We start from the raw sequence: 26,717 nt of genomic DNA on the forward strand, positions 1-26,717 counted from the left end.
CGAAAATTAAGCTTTTCTGCTCATGTTTGCCACGTCAGCTTCCAATGCTTTGAGGAATTCGTCAAGCGGCAAAACTTCCGTATCTGTCGAGCCGTAGCGGCGGATGTTGACTGTGCCGTCGGCCAATTCCTGGTCGCCGATAACAATCTGATATGGGATTTTCTTGGTCTGAGACTGGCGAATCTTGTAGCCCATTTTTTCATTGCTGTCATCCACTTTGACACGGAAACCTTTGTCCTGCAGGGTTTTGGCAATTTTCCAGGCATAATCTCCGTGTGCCTGTTCATTGACGGGGATAATCGTTGCCTGAGTCGGTGCGAGCCATGTTGGGAAGGCGCCCTTGTACTGCTCAATCAGGTAGGCGATGAAGCGCTCCAGCGTTGAGATAACGCCGCGGTGAATCATGACAGGGCGGTGTTTTTCGCCGTCTGCGCCGATATAAGTAATGTCAAAATTCTCAGGGTTCAGGAAGTCCAGCTGAATGGTGGACAGTGTCTCTTCGTTGCCCAGCGCCGTCTTCACCTGAATGTCAAGTTTTGGTCCGTAGAAGGCTGCTTCGCCCTCTGCTTCAACATATTTCAGCTTGAGGTCGTCCATTGTGGCTTTGAGCATTTTCTGCGATTTTTCCCACATCTCGTCATCCGGGAAGTATTTCTCAGTATCCTCAGGGTCTCTGTAAGACAGGCGGAAGCTGTATTCGTCAATGCCGAAGTCGCGGTACATATCGAGAACCAGCTGCAGTATCTTGCCGAATTCTTCTTGTACCTGATCCAGCGTCACAAAGGTGTGCCCGTCATTGAGCGTCATCTCGCGCACGCGCTGCAGGCCTGACAGGGCGCCGGACTTTTCGTAGCGGTGCATCATACCGAACTCGGCGATACGAATCGGCAGTTCACGGTAGGAATGCACGTCGTGCTGGTAGATGGCGATGTGCGATGGGCAGTTCATTGGACGCAGCTCCATCTCTTCATTGTCGCCCATGTCCATTGGCGGGAACATGTCCTCGTGATAATGCTGCCAGTGGCCGGAACGTTTGTAAATGTCCAGATTCATCAGAATCGGCGTGATGACGTGCTGGTAGCCGTTAGCGACTTCCTGGTCTTCGACATAACGCTGGATAATACGGCGAATCGTTGCGCCGTCAGGCAGCCAGTAAGCCGTTCCTGCGCCAAGAGCAGCATCATTGAAGAACAAATTGAGCTCCCGGCCGAGTTTGCGGTGGTCGCGCTCTTTGGCCTCTTCGCGGAACTTCAGATTGGCGTCCAGGTCTTCCTGGCTGAACCAGGCAGTGCCGTAAATACGCTGCATCATGGCATTGTCGGAGTTTCCGCGCCAGTATGCACCCGCCACATTCAGAAGCTTAAAGTACTTAATCATACCCGTTGAAGGCACATGCGGGCCGCGGCAGAGGTCTGTATACTCACCCTGCGAGTAAATCGTCAATCCGCCCTCATCTTCGTTGTGCTCGTCAATCAGCTCAAGCTTGTAAGGGTCATGCGCAAAAATCTCTTTGGCCTCGGCCTTTGCCACCTCGCGGCGAACTGAAGGGAAATTCTCCTTGACAATTTTGTGCATCTCGGCCTCAATCACCGGCAAATCCTCAGCAGTAATCTGCCCAGCCGCATTGTCAGTGTCATAATAGAAGCCGTCCTGAATCGCTGGACCGACACCTAGATGAATGTCGGGGAAATGGCGGCGAGCCGCTTGTGCGAACAGGTGTGCTGCGGAGTGACGCAGCAATGGCAGTGCCTCTTCGGATTCCGGCGTGATAATCTCGAAATCCCCATCGCTCGTGATTTCACGGCGGGCATCAATCAACTTGCCGTTGAATTTTCCTGCCAGAGTCTTTTTGGCCAAACTGGGAGAAATGGATTTGGCGATATCAAAGGCATTGACACCGGCCTCGAATTCTTTCACTGCACCATCTGGAAACGTAATTTTAATCATAATTTTCCTTTCCGACTTGAATCGCTTCTGATTCAGTCTACAAGCCGATTTCCCGGCTCATTTGTTTTTACTAATTGAGCATCAATAAACAGAAAACAAAAAACGCATTCTGCTTATCCCTACAAAGGACGCAAAATGCGTGTTACCACCTTATTTCAAGCGCCAGCAAGGCTGGAACTTCTCATCATCAGCGTATCGTGCTGGGGGCGTCTGATGTTCACATCAGAAATTATCTAAACCGCTTTGTTTACAAAACGCATTTAAACGAGTGGTATTGAAGATTCCAACCTGCAAACTCACACCAGCCGTTTGCTCTCTTGAAAGTTTTCCGTTCAACTTGTCTCTAGTGACATTTTAACGCATCGTCTAAACTTTGTCAAATTTGACAATCTTGTCAGCAACATTTTTAGACAATCATCGATACATTGTTTAATTTCCGTAAAGTTTTTCCATAACTGCACGTCCTGTCGGTGTTTGTGCTAAGCCGCCGTCTGCGGTTTCGCGGTACATAGAAGGTAGACTTTTTCCAACCTTGTACATGACTGCGACAACCTCGTCTGCATTGAAAATCGTTTCGATGCCGGCCAGGGCCATATCGGCAGAAACCAGCGCCTGAGAAGAACCTAGGGCATTCCGGTGCACACAGGGCACTTCTACGAGTCCGGCCACAGGGTCGCAAATTAAGCCCAGCATGTTCTGGAGCGTCAGACAAATCGCCTGGGCGGCCTGATCAATCGTTCCCCCAGCCGCAATCACAAGCGCGGCTGACGCAATGGCCGAGGCCGAGCCGACTTCAGCCTGGCAGCCGCCCTCAGCGCCTGAAATCGTCGAATTGTTGGCAATTGCCAGCCCGAATGCAGCCGCAGTAAAGAGAAAGTCCAACTGCTGTTCGTGCGTCAGACCCAATTTTTCAATCGCCAGCATTAACACGCCCGGCAGGGTTCCAGCTGAGCCTGCAGTCGGCGTGGCACAAATCAGACCCATCTGAGCATTGACTTCATTGACTGCCAGCGCATTGCGCACGGCTGACAGAATGCCTGCTCCTGACAGAGATTTGCCCGATTTGATATAATTGTCAATTTTTACGGCATCGCCACCCGTCAGGCCTGTAATGGACTTCTTGCCTTTTAGGCCGTTGACAATGGAGTCTTTCATCGTCTGAAGATTCCGCTCCATCAGCTCAATGATTTCTTCGCGCGAACGGCCTGTCACTTCAATTTCAGTTTGAATGGCCAATTCGGCCACTGAGCCTATTTCCTTGGCCTGTTCAATCAATTCTGTAATATTTGCGTACATTTTTCCTCCAACTATCAGCATCACTCACATTGAATTTACATGAAGAACGTCGCGTCATAGAGTTCTGGGATGGTCTTCATTTTTTCTGCTGCGGCATCCACATTCTGCGTGGTGTCCACCTCGATAATCATGATGGATTTATCGCCTTTGGCGGTTCGCGTCACATTCATCTGCGCGACGTTGACGTCATTGTCCGTCAAAATCGACGTGACTTTGGCAATGGCGCCCGGCACATCTTTCTGGACAATCACAAAGGTCGGCATGCCCATAGAAATTGAGACTTCAAAGCCGTTGAGCTCTGTGACTTTTATTAAGCCGCCGCCGAGGGAAACGCCTGTAATCGCCATTGAGCGGCTGCCTTTCCGGCAAATCAGACGCGCCGTATTGGGAAAATCAGTCTGTTCATCCAGATGAAGCACATAACTCACTTCCATACCCTGCTCATAGGCCAGCTGCGGCGCATTCGGCAGGTCCGGGTCGTCCGGATTCATGCCCAGCACACCTGCCACAATCGCAACGTCTGTGCCGTGTCCGCGATAGGTTTTGGCAAAACTTTCGTAGAGATGAATTTCCAGCTGTTCCGGCAGTTCGCCGAAAATCGAGCGTACAATTTTGCCGATTCGGGCGGCGCCGGCTGTATGGGAGCTAGAAGGCCCCACCATGACCGGTCCGATAATGTCAAAAACAGACTTATACCGTAGATTCTCAACCATTTTTTCACACTTTCTTATTTAAACTGAGTTCATCTTCGCCATTTTATAGCGTGTTTCACATCTTTTTCTGAATCCATTTTTCATTTTTGTCAAGATGTTCCAGATAGGGAACCAGCCTTTCATAGAGCTGGTCTCCAGCTTCTTCATATTTTTCGGCCAATTGCCGGCCTAATTCTCTGACATCTTTTTTGCCGTCAATGCGCGTAAAAATAAAAGTGCCGTAATCATCAAGTTCTTTGTAACTTTTTAAGGGAATCTTGACGCCGAGTTTTCGCATAAAACGCTGCGACCAGTGATTCTGCTCCTTGATAACCTGAACGTGCCCGTCAAGTTCATCAAATTTGATAGAAGGCCGTATTTCATAAACTTCGGTCAAATCTAAAATTTTATGCTTCGGCATCTTCTTCCTCGGATTTAGGCGCTTTATTAATGGACAGGATTGGGACAAGGACTGCAATTGCTAAAACTGCCAATACAATCCAGGCAATCGCATTTCCGCTCATAAAGCCTGTCGGCACGCCCGCTTTGATGACACCGGAAACCTGCAGAATAATCCCGATTAGTCCAATGATTGAGGCACCTGCAATCAAACCTGAGGACAGGGAAACACCGGCCGAGATGCGCTCATTCCGGATGTCTTCAGCCTTTTTCTTAGAAAGGTAATCAACAAGGACGCGCAGAAGCGCACCCACCAGGATAATAGAGGTCGTTGACAGCGGCAGATAGAAGCCGATGGCAAAGGTCATGACAGAAACGCCCATCATGTACAAAACAATACCGAAGACAATCCCCACAATAATCATGTGCCAAGGCAGGTTGCCCTGGATAATTCCGCTGGTCAAAGTCGCCATCAGATTCGCCTGCGGAAGCGCAAACGGCGGATTGGCACCTGTTACAGCCAATTGGCCAGACAAAAGCTTGATGACGGCAACCACGATAATCACGCCAACAGTGCCTGCCAGCAAGTAATATTTGCGGATTTCGCTGGGGCGCCCGCCGACAATGAAAGTTACTTTCTGCGACTGCGTATATCCGCCAGCAACAGAGATTGAAACCACAATGAAAGTGCCGAAAAGCAGCAGCGTCTGAATATCATGATTGCTCGTCCAGCCCATCATCAGAAAGACCAGCGTCAGAATCACCAGCGCGGCAATTGTCATCCCGGAAACCGGCAGATTTGAAGTTCCGATTGTTCCAGTCAAACGGCCGGAGACAATCACAAACAAGAGCCCCAGAATCAGCGCGATAATCCCTGCCAGCGCAGCAATAGCAACATTTCCGCCCGAAATCACCAGTCCGAAGACAAAGGTCAGAATCACGCCGATAATCAGCGCAATCACGCCCACATAATCATGTTCTCCAGCTTCTGCGCTTTTGCGTCCAGCTAACGTGGCTTTGATTGAATTGACAATGGTTGGAATGAGCTTGATAGCACCAATTATACCGCCGGAAATCATCATGCCTGCACCGATATATTTAACGTATGAACCTGCGATATCGGCCACCTGCATGGCTGAAATATGGACAGCCGTATTATTCCAGACAAAGGAGCCTGTTTCAGCCATGGCCGCGAAATAGCCCACCAGAGGGACAACTGCCAGACTGGCCAGGATGGAGCCCGCAAACATCATCACAGAGACGTCTGTCCCCACAATGAAGCCGATGGCTGCCAGCATCGGATTGACTTCCATCGAAAAGCTCCACTTGTAGAATTTTTCGTTGACATATGTCACGACATTGTTCAAAATGCCGAAGACTGAACCTGTCAAAGCCGTGATGATACCGCCGATTCCAAAGCCGACTCCCATATATTTGAGAGAGGAGCCGCCCGTCCCGTTCAGCGCCACCAGCGACTCGGAGATGGCCATAGACTCAGGATACATCAGCTTGCCATGCTCTTCAATCAGCAGGTAGTCTTGGACAAAGGTCAATACGCCAATGCCGAAGAAAACAGCCGCCACGCCGACCAGGAGTCCCTGGAAGAAATCGACTTTCCCGCCGATTAGGATAACGGCCGGTAGTACGAAAATAATCCCGGACGCAATTGATTCACCACCAGATGCCATCGACTGAAGAATATTTTTCTTCAGAAAAGTGTTCTTGCGGATAAAGAGCGACAGAATCCCAGAGCCCAAAATAGCGCCAGGGATACCGGCTGCGACTGTTAAACCGGCTTTCATGCCGGAATAAGCAGTTGATGCTGCAAAGATGACAGCCAAAAGTGTACCGATTATTAAGACAATCGGATTTCCTGTGTTCGTCTTACGGCCATCTTCATAGGGTACATATTCCTTGCCGGGTACCCCGCCGTAAGCGTTCTTTGATAACTTTTTCAAAATTTTCCTCTAAGAAGCAATCGTGCTTCACTTGTAAATGTGTACTCTACGGTCTGCTTACATTTGCTTTCAGCTGAATAAAAGCAAACCAGACGAGTACGCGGGTGAAAAAGGTACAGACTGTAAAAGTCCATACCGTTTGTTGTGTGAATGTATCTAATTATTTAATCAATCTGTAAATAGCGTCTGCATAGATGACGGTTGCTTTCAGAATATCGTCGACGTACATGTATTCGTTCGGCTGGTGCATCGTTGACTCGCGCCATGGGAAGAGTGCGCCGTAGGCCACACCGTGCTCCAGGATACGGCCGTATGTTCCGCCGCCGATGGAAACTTCTTCGCCTTTTTGACCTGTATACTGCTCATAAACGTCCAGCAGCGTACGAACCATTGGGTCATCGCCAGGCAGGTAATGAGGCTCGCGGTGTCCGCCTTCTTCAACTTCAGCTTTCACGCCGAACGGATTCAGCGTCTGATTCATTTTAGTTTCAATTTCTTCACAGGTGATACCGTCAGGGTAACGTACGTTCAGAGTGACGTATTTTTCGCCCTCTGGGCTGTACTCAAAGAGATTAGCTGGTGTTGTGACATTGCCCATAACTGGGTGTACATAAGCGATACCAAGCTTCTCGCCGTCGTGGTCAAGATGGTAATAGTCGGTGATGACTTTGAGATAATTCGCAGCTGTCGCATCAAATTTATAGTTGTTCAGGAAAGCTGCCAGGAAAGTGCCTGCATTCTTGCCGAGCGTCGGGTCCATGGCATGAACGCCAATACCTTGGAGCTCAAATGTTGCTGTATTTCCCTCAATCTTGACTGAGCCTTTGAGACCATTGGCAGCCAGGAAGTCATTATAAGCTGCTTCCAGGCCTGCAACGTCGCCAGTAACAACGGCTGTTGCTGCGGCCGGTACCATGTTCAGAGCCATGCCTGACTTGAAGCTCTCAAGTTTGAAATCGCCTTCGCCGGTTAAATCGGGGAAGATAGTCTTCACACCGATGATGGCTTTTTCGCCGTTGATAATCGGAAATTCTGCATCTGGAGAGAAGCCGTATTTAGGCATTTCCTCGTGAGCCATGTAATGGTCCATGCAGGCCCAGCCTGACTCCTCGTCAGTTCCTACGATGAAGCGGATTTTTTTGGAAATCGGCAGACCAAGCTCTTTGATGATTTTAACCGCATAGTAGGCCGCCATTGAAGGACCCTTGTCATCTGAGGCGCCGCGCGCGTAAAGCTTAGCTTCTTCGCCTTCGCCTTTGATAACCGGGTTAAAAGGGTCAGTCACCCAGTTGTCGTCAACCGGCACAGTGTCCATGTGGCCTAAGAGTCCGAAAGCTTCAAGGTTCTCGTCGCCGTATTCAAAGTGGCCGGCCAGATTGTCCAGATTTTTCGTGCGGAAACCGTCACGTTCTGCTAACTCCAGGAACTTCTGCAAAGCTTTTGCGGGCCCAGGGCCTAAGGGGAATTCTTCTGTGGCATGCGCCATGTCTTTCACAGAGCTGATTCTCAAGAGTTCGAATAAGTCTGCGAACAAATCATCTTTGCGTGCGGCAACTTCTTTTTCCCAATCAATTTGAGTCATATTGACCTTCCTTTTCCGGCAGAATCGCTTCTGCGCTTTTTATTAGATTTTTTATAAAATTTGTAAAATTTTGTAAACGATTGATAAATAAGGTGATGTGTGATTTCAGAGAAGCCGTTAAACGGCCAAAGCCGGCGCTAATCTTCCCCAATAATTAGTATAACATTAAATGACTGAAAACGCATGAATGCGCTATCAATTTCGAGCGAAATCACCAAATCAGAACATTTGCGCCACCAGAACGACGTTCAAGATGGTGACAAAAATGCCAATGGCCAGGATGATAATCTTGGTCGAGAGCACATTTTTGTACTTGCCCATGACGCGCCCGGAGGAGGTCAGGTAAATCTGCGTAAAGATGGTAATCGGCAGCTGGACACTCAGCATGACCTGCGACCAGATCAGAATCTGGAAAGGGTCGCTGAAAAGCGACAGCACACAAACTGTTATCGTTGCTAAGAAAATGGTAATCATCACGCCGAGCTTTGAATGCGGGTCGGAAATATCATAGGGTTCTCTGAACATACCTGCAAAGATTGAGCCGCCAGCCATTCCTGCGGTCACTGATGAAGCCAGTCCAGCCCCCAGGAAAGCCACCGCAAAAATGATTGCCGAGGCCGGTCCCAACAGTGGTTTCAGCATGGCTTGCGCCTCATTGATTTCGTCCACCACATGGGGGAATAAAACCGCTGCTGCAATGATGATAATCGCTGAGTTGATGACCCAGCCCAGAAACATCGAGAAGACGGTGTCCATGAATTCGAACTTCAGCTGACGTTTCATGACGGCCTCGTCTTTGAGGTTCCACTGGCGGCTCTGGATGACTTCTGAATGCAGGAAGAGGTTGTGCGGCATGACGACGGCGCCGAGCGCTGACATGATAATCGGCAGGCTTTTTGTGCTCACACTCGGAATCACCCAGCCTTTGCCGGCCGCGGCCCAGTCAATGTTTGGAATAATCAGGATTTCAAAGAGCAGGCAGATGCCGATGAGGCTGACAAAGCCGATGATGACTTTTTCGATTTTCGGATAGGAGTTCGAGAAGAGGAACCAGGTGACCAGTGCGCCTGTCAGCAATGCGCCCAGCCAAATCGGCAGCTTAAAAAGCATGTTGATGGCAATCGCGCCGCCTAAAATCTCAGCCACGGCTGTCGAAACCGCCGCCAGAATACCCGTTCCCAGCACAATCAGGCTCAGCACAGGATTTAAAAACTGGCGCGTATTTTCCGACAAGCATTTGCCGGTGACAATGCCCAGATGGGCGACATTATGCTGTAGAATGGCCAGCATGATGGTTGACAGCGAGATGACCCAGAGGAGTTTATAGCCGAATTGTGAACCTGCAGCCAAGTTGGCCGCCCAGTTGCCAGGGTCAATGAATCCCACTGCTACGATGAGTCCTGGCCCGATATAACGGAGAAAGTCCAGAGCGGGCTGGCGTTTATCTTTTAAAAAATTTTTCATAAATATTACATTTAATTATAGCAAAAAAATCCCAAATACTGAGGGATTTTTTTACAAATTGAAATATTTCAAAATTTTTGTCTTTTTATTTTACAATTTTAAAGCGCTCTTCATCCGCGATAAAGGTCTTTTCACCTGCTGGAGCTTCGACTGAGCCGAATACCAGCTGACCGCGCAGCTTCCAGCTGGCTGGAATGCTGAATTCTTTTGCTACACTGGCGTCAATAACTGGGTTGTAGTGCTGGAGGTTGGCGCCGATGCCGATTTCTGACAGGGCTGTCCATGCATTCGCTGTTGTGATGCCCGTTGCCTGTTCTGACCAGAGCGGGAAGTTTTCAGCATAAAGCGCGAAGTTCTCCTGAAGATTTTTTACAACATCCATATCCTCAAAGAAAAGTGCTGTACCATGCGCTGCGGCGAAACCTGCTAACTTGCCTTTCGTTGCAGCAATCGCCTCTTCCGGTACTCCCTGCTCATGCATCGCCGCCTCAAGATCGGCCGCTGTGATTGTGTTCCAGAGCTTGTCCTGCGCATCGCCGGTAACGATCAGCACACGGCTGCTTTGGCTGTTGAAGGCTGTCGGTGACTGGCGTACAGCTTCTTTGATTGTCTCAATGGCTTTATCGCCGTCGATGTTTTTTCCTAAAGCATAAATGCTGCGGCGGTTTTTCAGTGTCTCTAGAAATGTCATTTTCTTATCTCCTTAAATGGCGTTCGCCCAAGGGCTCGGCCATTCTTCTAAGTAATTTTATTGTTTACGGTTGTAATCTTACCAAAATTTACACTTGTAATCAACTAATCTGCTCAAAGGAAAATTTGACAAATTCTTCAAGGCGTGTCGTCTGCTCAGTCAGGTGCAGAAAGCCCACGATTGCTTCAAAGCCTGTGGAGATACGGTAAGTCAGCACATCTGTGTTTTTGGCGGTTGTTTTGCTGTGGGCATTGCGGCCGCGTTTGAAATAGAGATTTTCTTCTTCGTTAAGAAAATCTTCTTGTTCCATTTTTTCGATGAGCTGCGCCTGAGCCTTGGCCGAAACATATTTAGTGGCTTCTTTCTGCAGCTGTGACGGCTTTGTGAGACCCTGTGCCAGCAAATGGTCGCGCACGTAGACTTCCCAGACGGCATCACCGATATAGGCCAGGGCAATGCCGTTCAGGAGCTTGGCCTTGTCAGCCGGCAGTTTCCTGGCTTCACTCACGATGCCACCTCATTCCCTGGGCTGTGTCTTCGAGAATGATTCCCTGGGCTTTCAGCTGGTCGCGGATTTGGTCAGATTTGGCGTAATCGCGCATTTCGCGGGCAATCTGCCTGGCTTCAATCAGTTTTTCAATCTCTTCGTCCAGAATCTCGGGGCTTAAATCGAATTTCAGGCCGATAATTTTTATGACATCGTCGAAAAATTGTTCAGTTTTCTTGCCATGAAGCGCGCCGACATTGACTGCGGCAATAAAGTCATAAAAGACGGTCAGTCCATTTGCAATGTTGAAGTCTTCGTCCATGGCTTTGCTGAATCGTGCAATGAAGACATCAAGTCCACTTTCATCCGCTTCAGCTGCTTTGCTATTTTCATGGAGCAGACGATAGGCATTTTCAATCTTTTTCAGATTGTTTTCTGCGCGCACGAGTGCATCGTCTGTGAAATCCAGCGGCCGCCGGTAATGCGCGGTGGCCAGGAAGAAGCGCAGCACTTGCGGCTCGTAGCCGGCTTCCAGCATTTCGTGGACTGTTTTGAAATTTCCAAGTGACTTGGACATTTTCTCGCCGTCGATATTGACAAATCCGTTGTGCATCCAGATATTGACGAATTTTTGGCCAGTGTGTGCTTCGGACTGTGCGATTTCGTTGGTATGGTGCGGAAACTCGAGGTCAGCACCGCCGCCGTGGATGTCAAGCGTTTTGCCGAGCAGCGCACCTGCCATTACGGAGCATTCCAGATGCCAGCCAGGACGGCCGTTTCCCCAGGGGGCCTGCCAGGAGACTTCGCCTGATTTGGCGGATTTCCAGAGGGCAAAATCTGCCGGGGATTCCTTAAGCTCTGTTTCGTCGTCTGTTCGGCCTGAAGCACCTTCCAGCAGCTCAGACAGGTTTTTATTGGCCAATTTTCCGTAATCCTGCGCCTTGGCCACACGAAAATAGACATCGCCTTCAGAAATGTAGGCAAAGTCCTTGTTGATTAAATCCTGGACAAAATCAATCATTTTGTCAATATAATTGGTCGCACGCGGATTATGGCTGGCCCGCTCGACATTCAGCGCGTCAATGTCCTCGTAAAAAGCCTTGATATACTTCTCCGACAGCTCAGCCGGCGACATGCCCTCTTCACGCGCCCGATTGATAATCTTGTCGTCTACATCTGTGAAATTAGACACATAGTCCACATCAAAACCGCGCCATTCCAGATAACGTCGCACCACATCAAAAGCAACCACTGAGCGGGCATTGCCGATATGGATGTAATTATAGACAGTCGGGCCGCAGACGTACATTCTCAGTTTCCCCGCTTCAATCGGTTTGAGCGCTTCCAGCTGGCGCGTATAGGTATTATAAATTCTTATCATTACTTAATTATACGATTTACTTGCTGAAATTTCCACAAGTGGCTTTACTTTATCTTAGAGGTTCCCTTAATTTTTGTTCAAAAAAACCGCCACTGCCTGAATCTTACAGTGACGGATAAATTTTCAGTTTTCGGATTTTCACAAGTCTTTCAAACTCTCCCATGTCAGAATTGATTCCTCCTGTTTCACCGTTTCAACTTCCATCGGATTAATAACAACGCCTACGCTGTTGCCGAATTGATTTTCGCCTAAGCTGGGATGAAGCAATTCTGTCAGGCGCATGCCGCGTACCTGGCCGTTATTTTCTTTAAAGGTGCCGCCGAAATCCGGATAACGGTACCATCTGACAAAACTTTCAAGATTGTCGAAAATTGGAATGACTTCTTTATTGTCATAATTAGACGAAGCCAGCGTTGGAAAGAGGCGTATCAGCTCGCCGTAGCTGGGTGAAGCGATGTAAACAGGCACCAGGTAGACTTTCTCCAAACGGTCTGCCGCCTGATTCTCGTCACTCATCAAATCATTGACCAGACGACTATGTACATCAATGAACTCGCGCAGCTTTTCTTTGTCAAAGTAATAAAGGTTGCCCGTCTGTTCATCCTGCATGGTCTTCAGGTTGAAACCTATCGAATCAATCGGCGTCTGCATAACCGCATTGAAAACGCCGGTGAAAGGATTCGCCTGCCATTCAACGCCGTCAGGCAGAGCAGAAAGTTCCGCAGTGAAAGTTTCCCAGTCCGACTCAGTCGTGAAAACCGGCAGTACCTCATGTTCATTCACAGTCACTGAAAAGAGCGGATTGGGCGCAATCACTTTAAAGTTCAAGAGTGCCAGCACGAAACCGACATTGTTGAGAAAATCGTCCTGATGATTGATTGAATCGCGCAGGCGTTCGTCTAAATCCGGACTTAAATCAAATTTTGTTGTCATTTCATTTTCCTTTGGAAAGCGAATTAGTCAGGCCGTTTTGACGACATTTCGGGGAAATCGCCTGATTTACGCTCACGTTGTACGAAATTACGGTTGCCGTTACCATTACTACGATGCGGACGGTCTCCATCACGTCTCGGCCGGCGGTTAAAGTCACCGCGCGGTTTACGCTCCGGCTCGACATATCCCTCAGGCTTCTCAATCAGCTCGCGCATTGAAGCATCAACACCCTTGTCGCTAATCTTGATGACCTTAACTTTGACAGTATCACCGAGCTTGACAACGTCTTCCACCTTGCCGGTACGTCCCCAAGCCATTTCAGAAATATGCACGCGCGCATCCACCTTGCCGAAAAGATTGACAAAGACGGCCGAATCCAGCATGCGGACAACTTTTCCTTCGTAAACGTCGCCGACCTTAGCATCACGGATGATTTCCTCAATCTGCCGGCGCGCTTCATTGATAGCCGCCTGATTATTCGAGTAAATCGCAACCAGACCGCCATTTTCGTCCTCGGTCAAATCAATGGCTACGCCCGTGTCGCTTGTAATCGCCTGAATCGTCTCGCCGCCCTTGCCGATAACCAGACGAATCTTCTCTGTCGGAATACGGAAGGACTCAATCTTCGGTGCTGAAGGCGCCAGTTCTTTCCTAGGCTCAGGAATCGTCGCCTCAATCACATCCAGAATCTGCATACGGGCGATTTTTGCCTGGGCCAAAGCTTCGCGTAAAATCTGCTCATTGATGCCTTGAATCTTAATATCCATCTGTAAAGCTGTAATTCCCTCACGAGTCCCAGCCACTTTGAAGTCCATGTCGCCGAAGTGATCTTCCAGCCCCTGAATATCCGTCAAGACAGTATAATCTGCCCCGTCAGAAATCAGTCCCATGGCGATACCAGCAACCGGCGCTTTAATTGGTACACCGCCAGCCATCAAGGCCAAAGTCCCCGCACAAATTGAAGCCTGTGAAGAAGAGCCGTTTGACTCCCAGACATCGGCCACCAGACGAATCGCATAAGGAAACTCGTCAAATGAAGGCAGCACCTGCGCCAATGCGCGCTCACCCAGAGCACCATGACCGATTTCACGGCGGCCAGGCGCACCATAGCGTCCAGTCTCGCCGACTGAGAACTGCGGGAAGTTATAATGGTGCAGGAAACGTTTCCTGTACTCTGGGTCAAGCCCGTCAATAATCTGCGTGTCGGACATCGGCGCCAGAGTCAGCGTCGAATGCGCCTGCGTCTGACCGCGGGTAAAGAGGCCATCCCCATGCACAATATTGCGCGGCAGGAAGTCAATCTGCGCGTCCAGCGCACGAATTTCATCGGTCGCACGGCCATCCGGACGAATTTTTTCTTCGATAATCAGACGGCGAACTTCAGCATGCTCCATCTGCTCAAGAATTTCGGGCAAATCACGCATGATTGTATCATGGTTTTCTTCATCATCCGCGTAACGCGCTTCATAGTCAGCAATAACCTTGTCTTTGACTGCCTGAGTATCTGCCTCGCGCTGCAGCTTGTCCGGGTTTTTCACAGCAGCCTGGAGTTCGGCATTATAAGCAGCAATCACTTCGGCCTGCAAATCTGCATCCACATGAAGAAGTTCAACCTCAGATTTGGCTTTGCCGACAGCGCGCTGAATTTCATTCTGGAAGGCAATCAGCTCTTTCACCGCATCATGTCCAGCCATCAAGGCGCCGAGCATGACATTTTCGTCCAGCTCTTTGGCACCTGACTCCACCATGTTAATGGCTTCATCAGTACCTGCAACTGTCAATTCTAAAAGAGATTCCTCTTTCTGGGACTTTGTCGGGTTGATGATATATTCACCATTGATATAACCCACTTGAACACCAGCAATCGGCCCGTCAAAAGGGATATCGGAAATTGCCAGAGACAGGGATGAGCCGAGCATGGCCGACATCTGCGGGCTGCAGTCAGGGTCGTAGCTGAGGACAGTGTTGATGACCTGAACCTCGTTGCGGAAGCCCTCCGCGAACATTGGGCGAATCGGACGGTCAATCAGACGGGCTGTCAGCGTGGCATCTGTTGACGGACGCGCCTCGCGCTTCATGAAGCCGCCTGGGAAACGGCCGGCAGCATAGTATTTCTCGTCATAATTGACGGTGAGCGGGAAGAAATCACCGAGTGACATTCTGCCCATTGTAGCGGCTGTCAGTACGGTTGTATCGCCGTAGCGGACAACGACAGCACCATTTGCCTGTTTTGCGACTTCGCCTGTTTCAACCGTCAGAGTACGGCCGGCAAATTGCATTGAAAATGTTTCTTTAGACATAAAATCCTTTTACAATATTTTTTTACGTGTTTCTATACAAAGTAATAAACTCGCACTGCAAATTCATTACTTTGCGTAGAAAAATCACGCATAAGGACATTATACACTATTTCCGGGAACAAAGCAGTATAAATGTAAAAGTCAGTAAATGAACTTTTCTCACAATAGCAAAAAAGCCCCTAGAAGGGACTTTTCACATATTTATTCAATTACTTAAATTAGCTGGCAGCTTTAACTGCAACTGTGCCAGTCACATCAAAGTGATTAGCGTCTGGAAGTTCGTTATAAGCATCCAATTGGTCTTGAGTCGCGAAGTAAAGGTTGCCGTCAATCTTAGACTTGATTGAAGCGCCAGTCGTGTCTTTCATTTCACGTGACATAATAGAGCCTGTTGCGCCTACATAAACGTCACCCTTGACGTTACCGCCTTCAAAGTCAAATTTTGGTGAATTCACAATCAGTTTGCTAACTGTCAATGTGAATACTTTTGTGACCTGACGGCTGTCATTCTGGGCAATCAGTGCAAGTGTACGCTGAACAGCGCCATTTTCGTTTAGGAAGATGCCAGCAACAGTGATAGTCTTGCCTGAAGCGTCAACGTCACCGTTTGAAGAAACCAGCCAAGCACCTTTTTCACCCAATGCTGAGCCCAAAACTGATGCATCAGTTGTACCAGTTGTTGCGCCGGCCTTAACATCAGAGCCGTTGCCTTCAAAGGCATAAGTGACACCACCGTGTGCATTCACAGTGACTGCACCGATTTTGTTTTCAACTGCAGTGCCGATTGAAGCGTCAACTTTGGTCTCACCTGTAACTTTAACTTTTTCAGTGTCATCCAGCTTGTTGTAAGCATCAAGCAAATCCTGGCTTGCAAATACGAGGTTGCCGTCAATTGTTGCCTGTGATACAGAACCGTCTGGTTTCTTACCGTTCTGCGCATGGAAGCCTGTTGCGAGAACATCAACGTCACCCTTTACAGTACCATTGGAGATATAGAAACTTGGTGATTTAACAACGATTTTATCTACTGTCAGTGTGTACTGCTCAGTCACCTGGTGGTTGTCATTCTGATTGTAGATGGCCAGTTTACGTGCAGTTTCTGCCTCACCTGTGTCGCCGTTTGTCAAGAACACGCCGTCAACTGTCAATGTCTTACCAGTGGCATCCATATCTTTGTTGATTGCATTCAGCCAAGCGCCGTTTGCAGCGAAGCCTTTTTGAAGTGTGTCAAAGTCTGGTGCGGCTACAGTTGCACCTGCAAACGCATCTGTTGAAGATGAACTTGCAGCTTTTGATGATGATGATGAAGTTTTTGTGCTTGTATCATTGCTTGATGAGCAAGCAGTCAGAATTCCTGCAGAGAGTACTGAAACTGCAAGCAAAGTAATGATTTTAGATTTTTTCATTTTTCTAAAAATCTCCTAGTTTTGTTTATTTATTTGGTATACAGCTATTATAATACTCTAAGGCCATTTTGTCAATTTTTTGTTTTCTGTTTCACAAACTCACAAAGTTAAAAAGTAGACATTTTCTCACAATTTGACGATAAAAACATTTAGACTTTTCACACGGCTTTGCACAATGTGTTTGACTGCTCGTCTCACATTACTGCTGAAAATGTACAAATGTACATAAACATTTTCTGATTATTTGAAGATTCAGATGGTACAGCTTGTAAAGTAAGCTTTTTGATGATAAAATATTATTATTGAAAATAATGATAATTGAAGGACAATAATGGTGTATCAAGATCCAAAACTGCTGCTCTTTTCATTGAGCTCTAACCGCGAACTAGCTGAAAAAGTCTCAAAGATTACTGGCGTACGCCTTGGCGAGGTGACTTCAAAACAGTTTGCCGACGGCGAAATCTACGTTGACATCGAGGAATCGGTTCGTGATCACGATGTTTATATCATACAATCAACGAATTTCCCGGTTAACGACCATTTGTGGGAGCTTCTGATTATGATTGATGCCTGCAAACGCGCTTCGGCCCACACGGTCAACATCGTCGTGCCCTATTTCGGCTATGCTAGACAGGACCGCACTGCGAATCCGCGCGAGCCGATTACTGCAAAGCTGGTGGCCAATATGCTGGTTAAGGCCGGCATTGACCGTATTTTGACGCTTGACCTGCACGCTGTACAGGTTCAGGGCTTCTTTGATATTCCGGCCGATAATTTGTTTGCCGTTCCGCTTTTTGCTGATTATTATAAGGCGTTAGGTCTTGGCGGAGACGATACGGTGATTGTGGCGCCGAAAAATTCAGGTATCAAACGAGCCCGTTCTTTGGCTGAACATCTGGGTTCAGCTCTGGCCATCGTTGATTACAGTGATGCAGACGAACACAATCGTGAGAACGGTTATCTGATTGGCTCAGTTGAGGGCAAGAAAACAATCATCATTGATGATATTTTAACAACTGGTCTTACTTTTGCAAATGCGGCAGCTGTCCTTACTAAAAACAATGCAGCCGAGATTTATGCCTGTGCAAGTCACGGACTTTTCCTGCCGGGTGCTGCTGAGCGGCTCAATGCCAGTCCTATCAAGGAAGTTCTTGTGACTGACTCGGTTGATTCAAGCAATCTGAAGCCTGATAATGTCAAGTTTATCAGCTGCTCTGATTTGCTGGCCGACGCTATTATCCGCATCCATGAAGGCCGGCCTGTTTCACCACTTTTCGAATATGATAAGGCACAGGATTAAATATTAATGATTTACTTTGACAATGCTGCAACAACGCCGGTTCTGCCTGAAGTCGCCGAGACTCTATTGTCCAGTCTGACTGAGGTCTACGGCAACCCTTCAAGTATACACGCACCCGGACGTTCTGCGGCGAAACTGCTGCGCGAATCGCGCGAGAAAATTGCTGAGCTCCTTGAAGTTCCGGCCAGTTCTCTCGTTTTCACCTCCGGCGCTTCGGAGGCCAATAATACCGCAATCATCAGTTATGCACTAGCCAATATTGAGCAGGGGCGCCACATTGTCACAACTGCGATTGAGCACCCCAGCGTCCTTGAAGCTATGCGCTACCTTGAGATGCGTTTCGGCTTCGAGATTACCACAGTTACACCTGATAGCAAGGGAAATCTGTCAGCCGGCCGAATCTTGTCTGCTGTCCGAGCCGATACCATCCTCGTATCCGTCATGATGGCCAACAACGAGACTGGACAGCTTCTTCCCGTTCAAGAAATCGGCGAAATGCTCTCGCAGATTGAAAACATCGCCTTTCACGTAGATGCCGTCCAAGCCATGGGCAAAATTCCGGTTCTGCCGCAGAAAATCGGTGCGGACTTCCTGAGCGCCTCCGCGCATAAATTTCATGGTCCTAAAGGTGTCGGTCTGTTGTACCATTCGCCGGAAGTCAAGTTTGACCGCTTGATACATGGCGGAAGACAGGAAGACAATCATCGCGCAGGCACTGAGAATCTGGCGAGCATTGCAGCCATGGCGCGAGCGCTTGAAGTCGATTACCAGCATCTGGACGAAAACTACGCCAAAGTAGAAAAACTTCGCGAGCGGCTTCTGTCCAACCTGGCGGCTGAAAATATTGATTACTACGAGAATCGCTTCGGCTCTGAAAATCTGCCGCACGTTCTGAACCTCGGTTTTCCTGGTGCTGATAATGCGCTGCTGCTGACAAAACTTGATTTAGCAGGCTTCGCCGTCTCAACCGGTTCTGCCTGCACTGCCGGTGCCGTTCTGCCAAGCCACGTACTGGACGCTGTCTATGGGCCAGATTCACCCAAACTAGAGGAAAACCTGCGAATTTCACTGTCAGAACTGAACACAATCGAAGAAATTGACCAGTTTACTGCAGCCCTAAAGACCTGTTTAAAATAGCAAGGAGGACAAAATAATGGCCTTTGTCAAAGAAAAGCAGCTTGCCGGCTGCAAATACAAATACAGCATCTCACCGAACATCAAAAAATACACACTACGCGATGTGACCTTTATCCCGACGAAGCTCGGCCAGTATGAGTTCTCAAGGCTCTTGGAAGTTTCGCCCAACTCAGGCGACGGCTTCCTGTTGAAGATTATCGTCAATTCTGACTTGACAGGCTTCAAGCTCTCTGTTACTGACAAATCCGGGCTGCGCAATGTCAACATTTTCAAAAACGCGGACCCGATGATTGTCGAAAAATTTTATTTCCAGATGCAGCTCTTTGTTGACCGAGAAGTCTTTACTGAGACTGAAATTTGATTCCAAAAAAATCCTGATTGACTCGGGATTTTTTATTTGCCTCAAATTTGTCGCTAAAGCCCAGCAAAAAAGCCTGCCAAATCTGACAGACTTTTAAAATCTCAAACGAGATTATTTTTCGATTTCAGCAACGATACCTGAACCAACAGTACGTCCGCCTTCACGGATTGAGAAAGTTGTACCTTGCTCAACGGCAACTGGGTGAATCAATTCAACTTCGATTGTTACGTTGTCACCAGGCATAACCATTTCAGTGCCGGCAGGCAGCTTCAATGAACCAGTAACGTCAGTTGTGTGGAAGTAGAACTGTGGACGGTAGTTGTCGAAGAATGGAGTGTGACGTCCGCCTTCTTCTTTTGTCAAGACGTAAACTTCACCCTTGAACTTAGTGTGAGGAGTGATTGAACCTGGCTTAGCCAAGACTTGTCCACGCTCGATTTCATCACGCTGGATACCACGGAGCAATACACCAACGTTATCGCCGGCAATACCCATGTCAAGCGTCTTACGGAACATTTCAACGCCCGTAACAACAGCCTTCTTAGTTTCAGGCTTGATACCAACAATTTCAACTTCATCATTGATTTTAACAGTACCACGGTCGATACGGCCTGAAGCAACTGTACCACGACCTGTGATTGAGAAGACATCCTCGACAGGAAGAAGCAATGGTTTGTCAACATCACGCTCTGGAGTCGGGATGTATGTATCAACTGTTTCCATAAGCTTAAGAACAGCGTCAACATACTTCTGCTCGCCGTTCAAAGCACCAAGTGCTGAACCAACGATAACAGGGATGTTATCACCGTCAAAGCCGTATTCAGTCAAGAGGTCGCGAACTTCCATCTCAACGAGTTCAAGCAGCTCGTCATCATCAACAAGGTCAGCCTTGTTCAAGAAGACAATCAAGTATTTAACACCAACCTGACGTGAAAGCAGGATGTGCTCACGCGTCTGAGGCATAGGGCCGTCTGTAGCAGCCACAACGAGGATTGCTCCGTCCATCTGGGCAGCACCAGTAATCATGTTCTTAACGTAGTCCGCGTGTCCAGGGGCGTCGATGTGGGCATAGTGACGAGCAGGCGTCTCATACTCAACGTGGGCTGTGTTGATGGTGATACCACGCTCACGCTCTTCTGGAGCAGCATCGATAGACGCATAATCTTTTACAACGTTTGTTGCTGAAGGATATTTTTCAGCAAGAACCTTAGTAATTGCTGCAGTCAAAGTAGTTTTACCGTGATCGACGTGACCGATAGTACCAATATTAACGTGTGGTTTGCTACGATCGTATTTTTCTCTAGCCATTTTTTAAAATGTCTCCTTAATAAAATATTGTGGTGATCGCAGCATGGCGATACCGTACTGAACCATTTTATCAGATTATCTTAAAAAATCAAGTCTCAGTGCTTTTTTTCACCCAAAAAATTGTAAAAAAGTGTAAAATTAAGGAAAAGTTGAATGACAGGCGATTTATGCAGATAAAACCGGCAAATGAAAGTCTTGATTTCAGCTAAAAAATTCAAAATGCCGAGCGCTTGCTTAAGCAGACTGTTGCGACTTTAGCCGTATACAGGCGCTTTTGACACTGCCGCGGCGCGAATGCTATTCCAAAAGGAGATAAAAAAATGGCAATGCAGACAAAAAAACGTAACGATGTAGACAGCCTTCTGGCCGATTTAGGGGTTCTGGAAATGCCTGACGGCGTTGTGATACCAGGTTCTGAGAGCATGGCTGCTTCTGAGTCCGAAGACCCTTATGCAAAGTGGCTGACGCCGCAAAGTGAGAGTCTGAAGCAGGAAGATTAATTCCACTGGCAGAAATCATTTTACAAAAAATGCCCTTCTCAGAGCATTTTTTATTACGGTATTAAGGGCTCAGACTCATGCTTGCGCTCAATTGCTTTCATAACTTTGACATCATTAAGAATCAGCGGTACGTGCTCAACCGTGTAGTCAGAGAACTGCAGGCCGAACCAGCGGGCAGGCGATGTGGTGATTTTCTTGATGGACAGCTTTGTCTGCAGAATAAAACGGTCAAAAGGTGAAATTGTCCGCGCATTGTTCAAATGCTCTTCTATGACAACGAAACCGAAGTCGCCGACTGAGCGGCCAGGCTTAATTGTATACTTCTGATGCTGCTTGGGCAGACGGCCGGATTCCATCAGGTCCTGCACAATGGCGCGCAGGTAACGCGGGACTTCCTGCGGCATGTGGAAGCCGAGGTAGAGCGTGACATGCACGACAAAGTCTGTTCCCATCATGTCGACTTCGTACTCGTTGGTATAAGGCATATCTGTAACCTGAACGTTCACCAGCCAGTAGACTTCTGCCCTCTTGGGCTTTTTGTCCAAAATCGAATAAAGAATCGACATGTCAAGCTTTGTCCCCTTCATGCGGCTGGTCAAATAAACGACATTTGTCTGGTACATGTCCACTTCATGGTCATCTTTGAGTTCTTGAAGTTGTTCAATATAATTGGAAACGTCCAATTTCTTTACATAGCGCTGGACAATGCTGGAGCCGCGCACCCAGACAAACATGACAAAGATGATGACAGCAGCAATGATAACAACGACGTAGCCGCCGTGCACAAACTTAACTGCCGACGAGATAAAGAAGACGCTTTCGATAAGGGCGAAGAAGCCCATGATAAGCCGCGAGAGAAAGGGTTTGACGCCTGTTGTAATCAGATAGAAGGACAAAAGCAGTGTGGTCATCAGCATGGTCACGGTAATGGCCAGGCCGTAGGCCGCTTCCATGTGAGTGGATGTTCTGAAAAGCAGAACGATGCTCGTTGTCACAAACCAGAGGCAGAAATTAATCGCTGGGATGTACATCTGGCCGTAAGTTTTTCCCGGATAGAGAATCTTAAACATGGGCAGCATTTTCAGGCGAATGGCCTCGGAGACTAAGGTAAAGGAGCCGGCTATCAAGGATTGAGAGGCTATAATGGCTGCTAAAGTTGCCAATATAACAGCGTAAACCGTAATTGATTTGGGAAGCATGTCAAAGAATGGGTTAAACTCGGCTGCGTAGCCGTATTTGTCCCCCGCCCGCAGAAGGAAAGCTCCCTGGCCTGCGTAGTTCAAGAAAAGGCAGACTTTGACGACAGGCCAGCTGACATAGATATTGTTTTTGCCGACGTGGCCGAGGTCTGAATAGAGGGCTTCTGCACCGGTCGTGGCCAGGAAAATCGAGCCCAAGATGAAGATGCCGGCATGGTTTGACGAATTGAAAAGCAGGTTGACCGCATACCAGGGATTCAGGGCGCGCCAGATGGAAAGGTTGCTCAGCATGTTGAAGAAGCCGGCAACGCCGACAAAGCCGAACCAGAGCGTCATGATGGGTCCGAAAAGCTTGCCGATGACGTCTGTGCCGAAGCGCTGAATCAGGAAAAGAATCGCCAGGATTGACACTGTTATGACCACGACGACATTCTGGTCTGTGCCGAATGTCGAGACAAAGCCTGGAACGCCGTGCAGTCCTTCAATGGCAGAGGTCACCGTCACCGCCGGCGTTAAGGTGCCGTCAGAAAGCAAAGCCGCGCCGCCAATCATCGCTGGGACAATCAGCCATTTCTTAAAGCGCCGCACCAGTGTATAGAGCGAGAAAATGCCGCCTTCCTTGTGGTTATCTGCATTCAGGGCAATCAGGACGTATTTGACGGTCGTTATCAGCGTCAATGTCCAGAAAATCAGTGAAACCGCGCCGATAACAAAGTCTTCGTTGATATATCGGCCGCCGCCCTGGCCTGTCACGATGGATTTCATCGTGTAGAGCGGACTGGTACCTATATCTCCGTAAACGACGCCTAGGGCAATGATGAAACCGCCGACTGATGCTTTGGACCATTTACTGGGAACTTTTTTCTTTTTCAAAATATTATTTCTCATTTCAGGATAATAATGACTCCATCATAACAAAAATCCGCCTTAATAGCGAGTTTTTGTTAATTTAGCTTTGACATTTCAGCAGTTTCTGGACAAAAACAGCTGCCAGAAAACTTGTAATCGTTGACGCAGCAAGTGCTGCCGCCATTCTCAGATTCAGGAAAATTCGCTTGTTTAAACGATTATTTCGTACCGAACAAACGGTCGCCGGCATCGCCAAGACCAGGTACAATATAACCGTGCTCATTCAAATGGTCATCAAGTGCTGCAGCGTAGATGTTGACATCCGGGCAGGCCTCCTGGAATGCCTTAACGCCCTCTGGAGCGGCAACTAAGCAGACAAACTTGATGTTCTTCACACCGCGCTTCTTGAGCGTCTCAACGCCGAGAATGGCCGAACCCCCGGTAGCAAGCATCGGGTCCACCAGAAGCACTTGACGGTCGGCAACATCCGTCGGAAGCTTTACCAGATACTCAACCGGCTGAAGTGTCTCCTCGTCACGGTACATGCCGATAAAGCCGACGCGCGCAGCCGGCATGAGCTTGTTCATGCCGTCCACCATACCGATACCGGCCCGGAGAATGGGCACAATCACCGGTTTTTTTCCGGCCAAACGTTTGGCCGTCATATGGGCAACCGGCGTGTCGATTTCCACATCTTCCAAAGGCATATCGCGGCAGACTTCGTACGCCATGAGCATGCCGATTTCATCAACGAGTTCACGGAACTCTTTGGAGGAAACCTCTTTGCGGCGCAGGATTGAAAGCTTATGCTGAATGAGCGGATGTTCAACAACTATAAAATTTGACATATAAAAAGTTAGCCTTTCTGAATTTCATCTATTTTAACATTTTTTGGCTCATAATTCTTTGATAAACCAATGGTCCATAAAATTATGAGTGGCATGTTCTGGCGGCGCCTTGAGCTCGGTGAAACCGAATTTCTTGTACATGCCGATGGCAGCGGACAGCTCGGAGCGGGTGTCCAGATAAGCGTAGCGATAATGCTGCCGGGCAAAGCCCAGCGCCTGCTCCAGAAGTTTTCCGCCCCAACCCTGACCGCGCAACTCCGGTTTCAAATAGAGCTTTTGAACTTCACAGGTCAATGCGTCAATCGGGAAAATACCCGCGCCGCCTAAAATCTTCCTGCCGTCTGTCAAAACCCAGTAACCGGCATGTTCGGCTGCCTGATAATGCTCGGCCATGGTAGCCAGTTCAGGGTCAAAAAAGGCAGTGCCTGGCAGATTTAAGCCGAATTCCGACAGGGTTTCCTGAACGAGCTGCTTTACTGCGGGATCATCTTGACTTTCAATCAGCCGAATTTTCAGATTCATAATTTTTTCCATACTGGGTTTTTTATATTATACAAAAAGTGTTAGACTGTACATTTCCTTTATTGACAATTTCAGTCTAATTGTAGCGTGCTTTGAGGTAATTAAGCTCAGGATTCGGCATGGCGACATCGTAAATGGCCTCACCAAATGGTTTCTGGACAAATTCACTGTCACGGTTTTCAGCCAGTTTCAATGGAAATTCAGGGTCTACCAGCAATTGCTGGCCGATGGCACAAAGCTCAGCCTCTTGCAGGAGAGCATTCACATCTGCACGCGTCCGCACACTGCCGACGCCAATCAATGGAATGTTGCTTCCAGCCAGCGCTTCATGAATATAGGCCAGCTCTGATTTTTCCTGATAATCAGGAGAATTTGATTTTCTTGCGTAATTTTTCAGCGAGACGTGCAAATAGTCCAGCGGTTTTTGACGCAAGACGTCCAAAAATTTGAGTGTGTCCTCCAGGCGAATGCCCGGCCTTGTGCCTTCAACCGGTGAAAAACGATAGCCTACTGCAAAGGGTCGATTGGCCTTGTCGGCTTCTTCATTCACACGGTCAATGACGGCCAGCGGAAACTTCATTCTTTTCTCCAGGCTCCCGCCCCAGGCGTCAGTGCGACGATTGCTGTGCGGCGAAAAGAACTGGTGAATCAGATACATATTCGCGCCGTGAATCTCGACGCCGTCAAAGCCTGCTGCAATGGCACGGCGTGTTGCCTGGCCGAAGGCTTCGATAATTTCTAAAATCTCGGCTTCTGTTAATTCACGCGGTATTTCTGCGCCTGGGACTTCTGCAGCCACACTGCTTGCGGAAACCGGCTGTTCACCGATTGTTCGCGCGGAAGTCATCCGGCCGGCATGAAATATCTGCAGAATGGCTTTGGCGCCTTTGGACTGAATGGCCGCAGCCAAGTCATGCAAGCGCGGAATTGCCTCATCATCACTGATTTTTAATTCGCCGGGCCAGCCTTTCCCGTTTGGCTGAACATTGGCCGTGCCTGTGATAACAGCGCCTAGTCCGGCTGAGCGCGCTGCATAATGCTCAATCTCTTCACTGGTGACGATGCCGTTATAAAAGCTCAAAACAACTGTCATCGGCGACATAATCAGACGATTCTGCAAAGTAATACCTGAACGTAGTGTTAAGGGTTCTCTAAAATCTGTCATTTCGACCTCCATTAGCTTTATTATACTACAACTCCAATCTGCGGGATAAATTTGTCCGAAAAAAACTCACCAGAATTCTGGTGAGGCAATTTAATTGATTTCAATCGTGTATTCGCATTCGAAATGACCCTCAGGCTCCAGCTCGTTGATGCCGAATTTGGTGGACAGGTCGCCGTCTGTGCCGTCATCATCCGTAACACCGCACCATGGCTCGATGCAGACAAATGGTGCTTCGGACGGATAGGGGCTCCAGAGGCCGAAGAAAGGCATGTCTTCCCAGCTGACGCGCACGGAGCGGTCGTCCAAAGAATTTGTCAGAGAAACTTCCATTTCGGGGCTTGAAGTATAAACCAGTGCGTCATTTTTGAATAAATCGCGTGAAAGCGGAATTTTATGCACTTCAACTTCTTCCTGGTCATCCAGAGAAATCAGTCCGGACGGCGGGTCTAGCGGGATAAATGTGCGCTTTTCAAGTGGCGAAATCATCAGCGTGTAGTCTTCAAAACCGCCCTGTGCAATCGGCACGTTGAAAGCCGGGTGTGCACCTACTCCGAAATACATGGTTTTCTCGTCTTGGTTTTTAACATAATAGCGGACGCGCAGCTTGTTGTCAGTCAATTTGTAAGCGACTTTAAAGACGAAATTGTAGGGATATTTGTTCAGTGTGTCTTCATTTTGTGTGAGTTCGTAAATCAGTTCGTCATCATCAGCTTTGACGAGTTCAAACTCATTGTCGCGTGCAAAACCATGGCCGCCCATCTTGTACTCGGTTTCGTCTTCGCCGATATGGTAGCTGCCGTTTTTCAGCTTGCCGACAATCGGGAAAAGGACTGGTGCATGACGTGCCCAGAAAGCTTTGTCAGCCTGCCAGAGGTATTCGATATCGTCTTTGACGATGCTGTGCAGCTCTGCACCGAAAGTGTCAACTGTGATTTCCAGCTGATCGTTTTTGAGTGTGTTTTCCATGTTTTAGACTTCTTTCTATTTTTATA

At 48.3% G+C, this 26,717-nt stretch carries 23 protein-coding genes; 4 read left to right on the forward strand and 19 right to left on the reverse strand.

What is annotated here, in order from left to right:
* Positions 1–6: 6 nt before the first annotated feature.
* The 13 genes from thrS to ACYQ2E_RS00930 form a co-directional block, all read right to left on the reverse strand.
* On the reverse strand, positions 7–1,947 hold the full coding sequence (gene thrS, locus ACYQ2E_RS00870; protein ID WP_460016155.1) for a threonine--tRNA ligase: 1,941 nt from the start codon (positions 1,945–1,947) through the stop codon (positions 7–9).
* A 429-nt stretch (positions 1,948–2,376) separates the two neighbouring features.
* Complete coding sequence (gene sdaAA / locus ACYQ2E_RS00875; protein WP_460016156.1) at positions 2,377–3,243, reverse strand: L-serine ammonia-lyase, iron-sulfur-dependent, subunit alpha; 867 nt, start codon at positions 3,241–3,243, stop codon at positions 2,377–2,379.
* 35 nt (positions 3,244–3,278) lie between these two features.
* A complete protein-coding gene (gene sdaAB, locus ACYQ2E_RS00880) occupies positions 3,279–3,956 on the reverse strand; it encodes an L-serine ammonia-lyase, iron-sulfur-dependent subunit beta (RefSeq protein ID WP_460016157.1) in 678 nt (225 codons plus the stop codon).
* Positions 3,957–4,011: 55 nt separating this feature from the next.
* A complete protein-coding gene (locus tag ACYQ2E_RS00885; RefSeq protein ID WP_460016158.1) occupies positions 4,012–4,356 on the reverse strand; it encodes a PqqD family protein in 345 nt (114 codons plus the stop codon).
* Positions 4,343–6,295, reverse strand: coding sequence for an OPT family oligopeptide transporter (locus tag ACYQ2E_RS00890; RefSeq protein WP_460016274.1), 1,953 nt, complete (start codon positions 6,293–6,295; stop codon positions 4,343–4,345). The genes ACYQ2E_RS00885 and ACYQ2E_RS00890 overlap by 14 nt, the downstream gene beginning before the upstream one ends.
* Positions 6,296–6,452: 157 nt before the next feature.
* Positions 6,453–7,874, reverse strand: a complete 1,422-nt coding sequence (gene pepV / locus ACYQ2E_RS00895; RefSeq protein ID WP_460016159.1) for a dipeptidase PepV — start codon at positions 7,872–7,874, stop codon at positions 6,453–6,455.
* Positions 7,875–8,093: 219 nt separating this feature from the next.
* The gene (locus ACYQ2E_RS00900) at positions 8,094–9,338 is read right to left on the reverse strand and encodes an Nramp family divalent metal transporter (RefSeq protein ID WP_460016160.1); all 1,245 of its coding nucleotides are present in this window, start codon (positions 9,336–9,338) and stop codon (positions 8,094–8,096) included.
* An 85-nt stretch (positions 9,339–9,423) separates the two neighbouring features.
* Positions 9,424–10,029: a nitroreductase family protein gene (locus tag ACYQ2E_RS00905; RefSeq protein ID WP_460016161.1), complete on the reverse strand. Its 606-nt coding sequence runs from the start codon at positions 10,027–10,029 to the stop codon at positions 9,424–9,426.
* Positions 10,030–10,129: 100 nt separating this feature from the next.
* Complete coding sequence (locus tag ACYQ2E_RS00910) at positions 10,130–10,519, reverse strand: Mini-ribonuclease 3 (protein WP_460016275.1); 390 nt, start codon at positions 10,517–10,519, stop codon at positions 10,130–10,132.
* A 10-nt stretch (positions 10,520–10,529) separates the two neighbouring features.
* The gene (gene cysS, locus ACYQ2E_RS00915) at positions 10,530–11,897 is read right to left on the reverse strand and encodes a cysteine--tRNA ligase (protein ID WP_460016162.1); all 1,368 of its coding nucleotides are present in this window, start codon (positions 11,895–11,897) and stop codon (positions 10,530–10,532) included.
* 138 nt (positions 11,898–12,035) lie between these two features.
* Positions 12,036–12,830, reverse strand: a complete 795-nt coding sequence (locus ACYQ2E_RS00920) for a hypothetical protein (RefSeq protein ID WP_460016163.1) — start codon at positions 12,828–12,830, stop codon at positions 12,036–12,038.
* A 23-nt stretch (positions 12,831–12,853) separates the two neighbouring features.
* Positions 12,854–15,130, reverse strand: coding sequence for a polyribonucleotide nucleotidyltransferase (pnp, locus tag ACYQ2E_RS00925; protein ID WP_460016164.1), 2,277 nt, complete (start codon positions 15,128–15,130; stop codon positions 12,854–12,856).
* 218 nt (positions 15,131–15,348) lie between these two features.
* Positions 15,349–16,536 carry a hypothetical protein gene (locus ACYQ2E_RS00930; protein WP_460016165.1) on the reverse strand — a complete coding sequence of 396 codons (1,188 nt, stop codon included), beginning with the start codon at positions 16,534–16,536 and terminating at the stop codon, positions 15,349–15,351.
* A gap of 331 nt (positions 16,537–16,867) precedes the next feature.
* Here ACYQ2E_RS00930 and ACYQ2E_RS00935 point away from each other — a divergent pair, with 331 nt between their 5' ends.
* From ACYQ2E_RS00935 to ACYQ2E_RS00945, 3 genes are read left to right on the forward strand one after another with little or no spacing between them, the layout of a single operon-like run.
* The gene (locus ACYQ2E_RS00935) at positions 16,868–17,836 is read left to right on the forward strand and encodes a ribose-phosphate diphosphokinase (RefSeq protein WP_460016166.1); all 969 of its coding nucleotides are present in this window, start codon (positions 16,868–16,870) and stop codon (positions 17,834–17,836) included.
* A gap of 6 nt (positions 17,837–17,842) precedes the next feature.
* On the forward strand, positions 17,843–18,973 hold the full coding sequence (locus ACYQ2E_RS00940; protein ID WP_460016167.1) for a cysteine desulfurase family protein: 1,131 nt from the start codon (positions 17,843–17,845) through the stop codon (positions 18,971–18,973).
* A gap of 16 nt (positions 18,974–18,989) precedes the next feature.
* Positions 18,990–19,334, forward strand: a complete 345-nt coding sequence (locus ACYQ2E_RS00945; protein ID WP_460016168.1) for a DUF1831 domain-containing protein — start codon at positions 18,990–18,992, stop codon at positions 19,332–19,334.
* Positions 19,335–19,445: 111 nt separating this feature from the next.
* Here ACYQ2E_RS00945 and tuf read toward each other — a convergent pair whose 3' ends face one another.
* Positions 19,446–20,642 (reverse strand): elongation factor Tu, encoded by a 1,197-nt coding sequence (gene tuf, locus ACYQ2E_RS00950; protein WP_460016169.1) that lies wholly within the window; start codon positions 20,640–20,642, stop codon positions 19,446–19,448.
* A gap of 320 nt (positions 20,643–20,962) precedes the next feature.
* Between tuf and ACYQ2E_RS00955 the strand changes: the two genes are divergently transcribed.
* On the forward strand, positions 20,963–21,142 hold the full coding sequence (locus ACYQ2E_RS00955) for a hypothetical protein (protein WP_460016170.1): 180 nt from the start codon (positions 20,963–20,965) through the stop codon (positions 21,140–21,142).
* A 53-nt stretch (positions 21,143–21,195) separates the two neighbouring features.
* Here ACYQ2E_RS00955 and ACYQ2E_RS00960 read toward each other — a convergent pair whose 3' ends face one another.
* The 5 genes from ACYQ2E_RS00960 to ACYQ2E_RS00980 form a co-directional block, all read right to left on the reverse strand.
* Positions 21,196–23,214 carry a KUP/HAK/KT family potassium transporter gene (locus ACYQ2E_RS00960; RefSeq protein ID WP_460016171.1) on the reverse strand — a complete coding sequence of 673 codons (2,019 nt, stop codon included), beginning with the start codon at positions 23,212–23,214 and terminating at the stop codon, positions 21,196–21,198.
* Between the two features lie 194 nt (positions 23,215–23,408).
* Positions 23,409–24,038, reverse strand: coding sequence for a uracil phosphoribosyltransferase (gene upp, locus ACYQ2E_RS00965; protein ID WP_460016172.1), 630 nt, complete (start codon positions 24,036–24,038; stop codon positions 23,409–23,411).
* 48 nt (positions 24,039–24,086) lie between these two features.
* Positions 24,087–24,560 carry a GNAT family N-acetyltransferase gene (locus ACYQ2E_RS00970; protein ID WP_460016173.1) on the reverse strand — a complete coding sequence of 158 codons (474 nt, stop codon included), beginning with the start codon at positions 24,558–24,560 and terminating at the stop codon, positions 24,087–24,089.
* 76 nt (positions 24,561–24,636) lie between these two features.
* Positions 24,637–25,725 carry an NADH-dependent flavin oxidoreductase gene (locus tag ACYQ2E_RS00975; RefSeq protein ID WP_460016174.1) on the reverse strand — a complete coding sequence of 363 codons (1,089 nt, stop codon included), beginning with the start codon at positions 25,723–25,725 and terminating at the stop codon, positions 24,637–24,639.
* A gap of 90 nt (positions 25,726–25,815) precedes the next feature.
* Positions 25,816–26,691: an aldose 1-epimerase family protein gene (locus tag ACYQ2E_RS00980; protein ID WP_460016175.1), complete on the reverse strand. Its 876-nt coding sequence runs from the start codon at positions 26,689–26,691 to the stop codon at positions 25,816–25,818.
* Between the last annotated feature and the right edge of the window lie 26 nt (positions 26,692–26,717).

The organism is Lactovum odontotermitis (assembly GCF_054658595.1).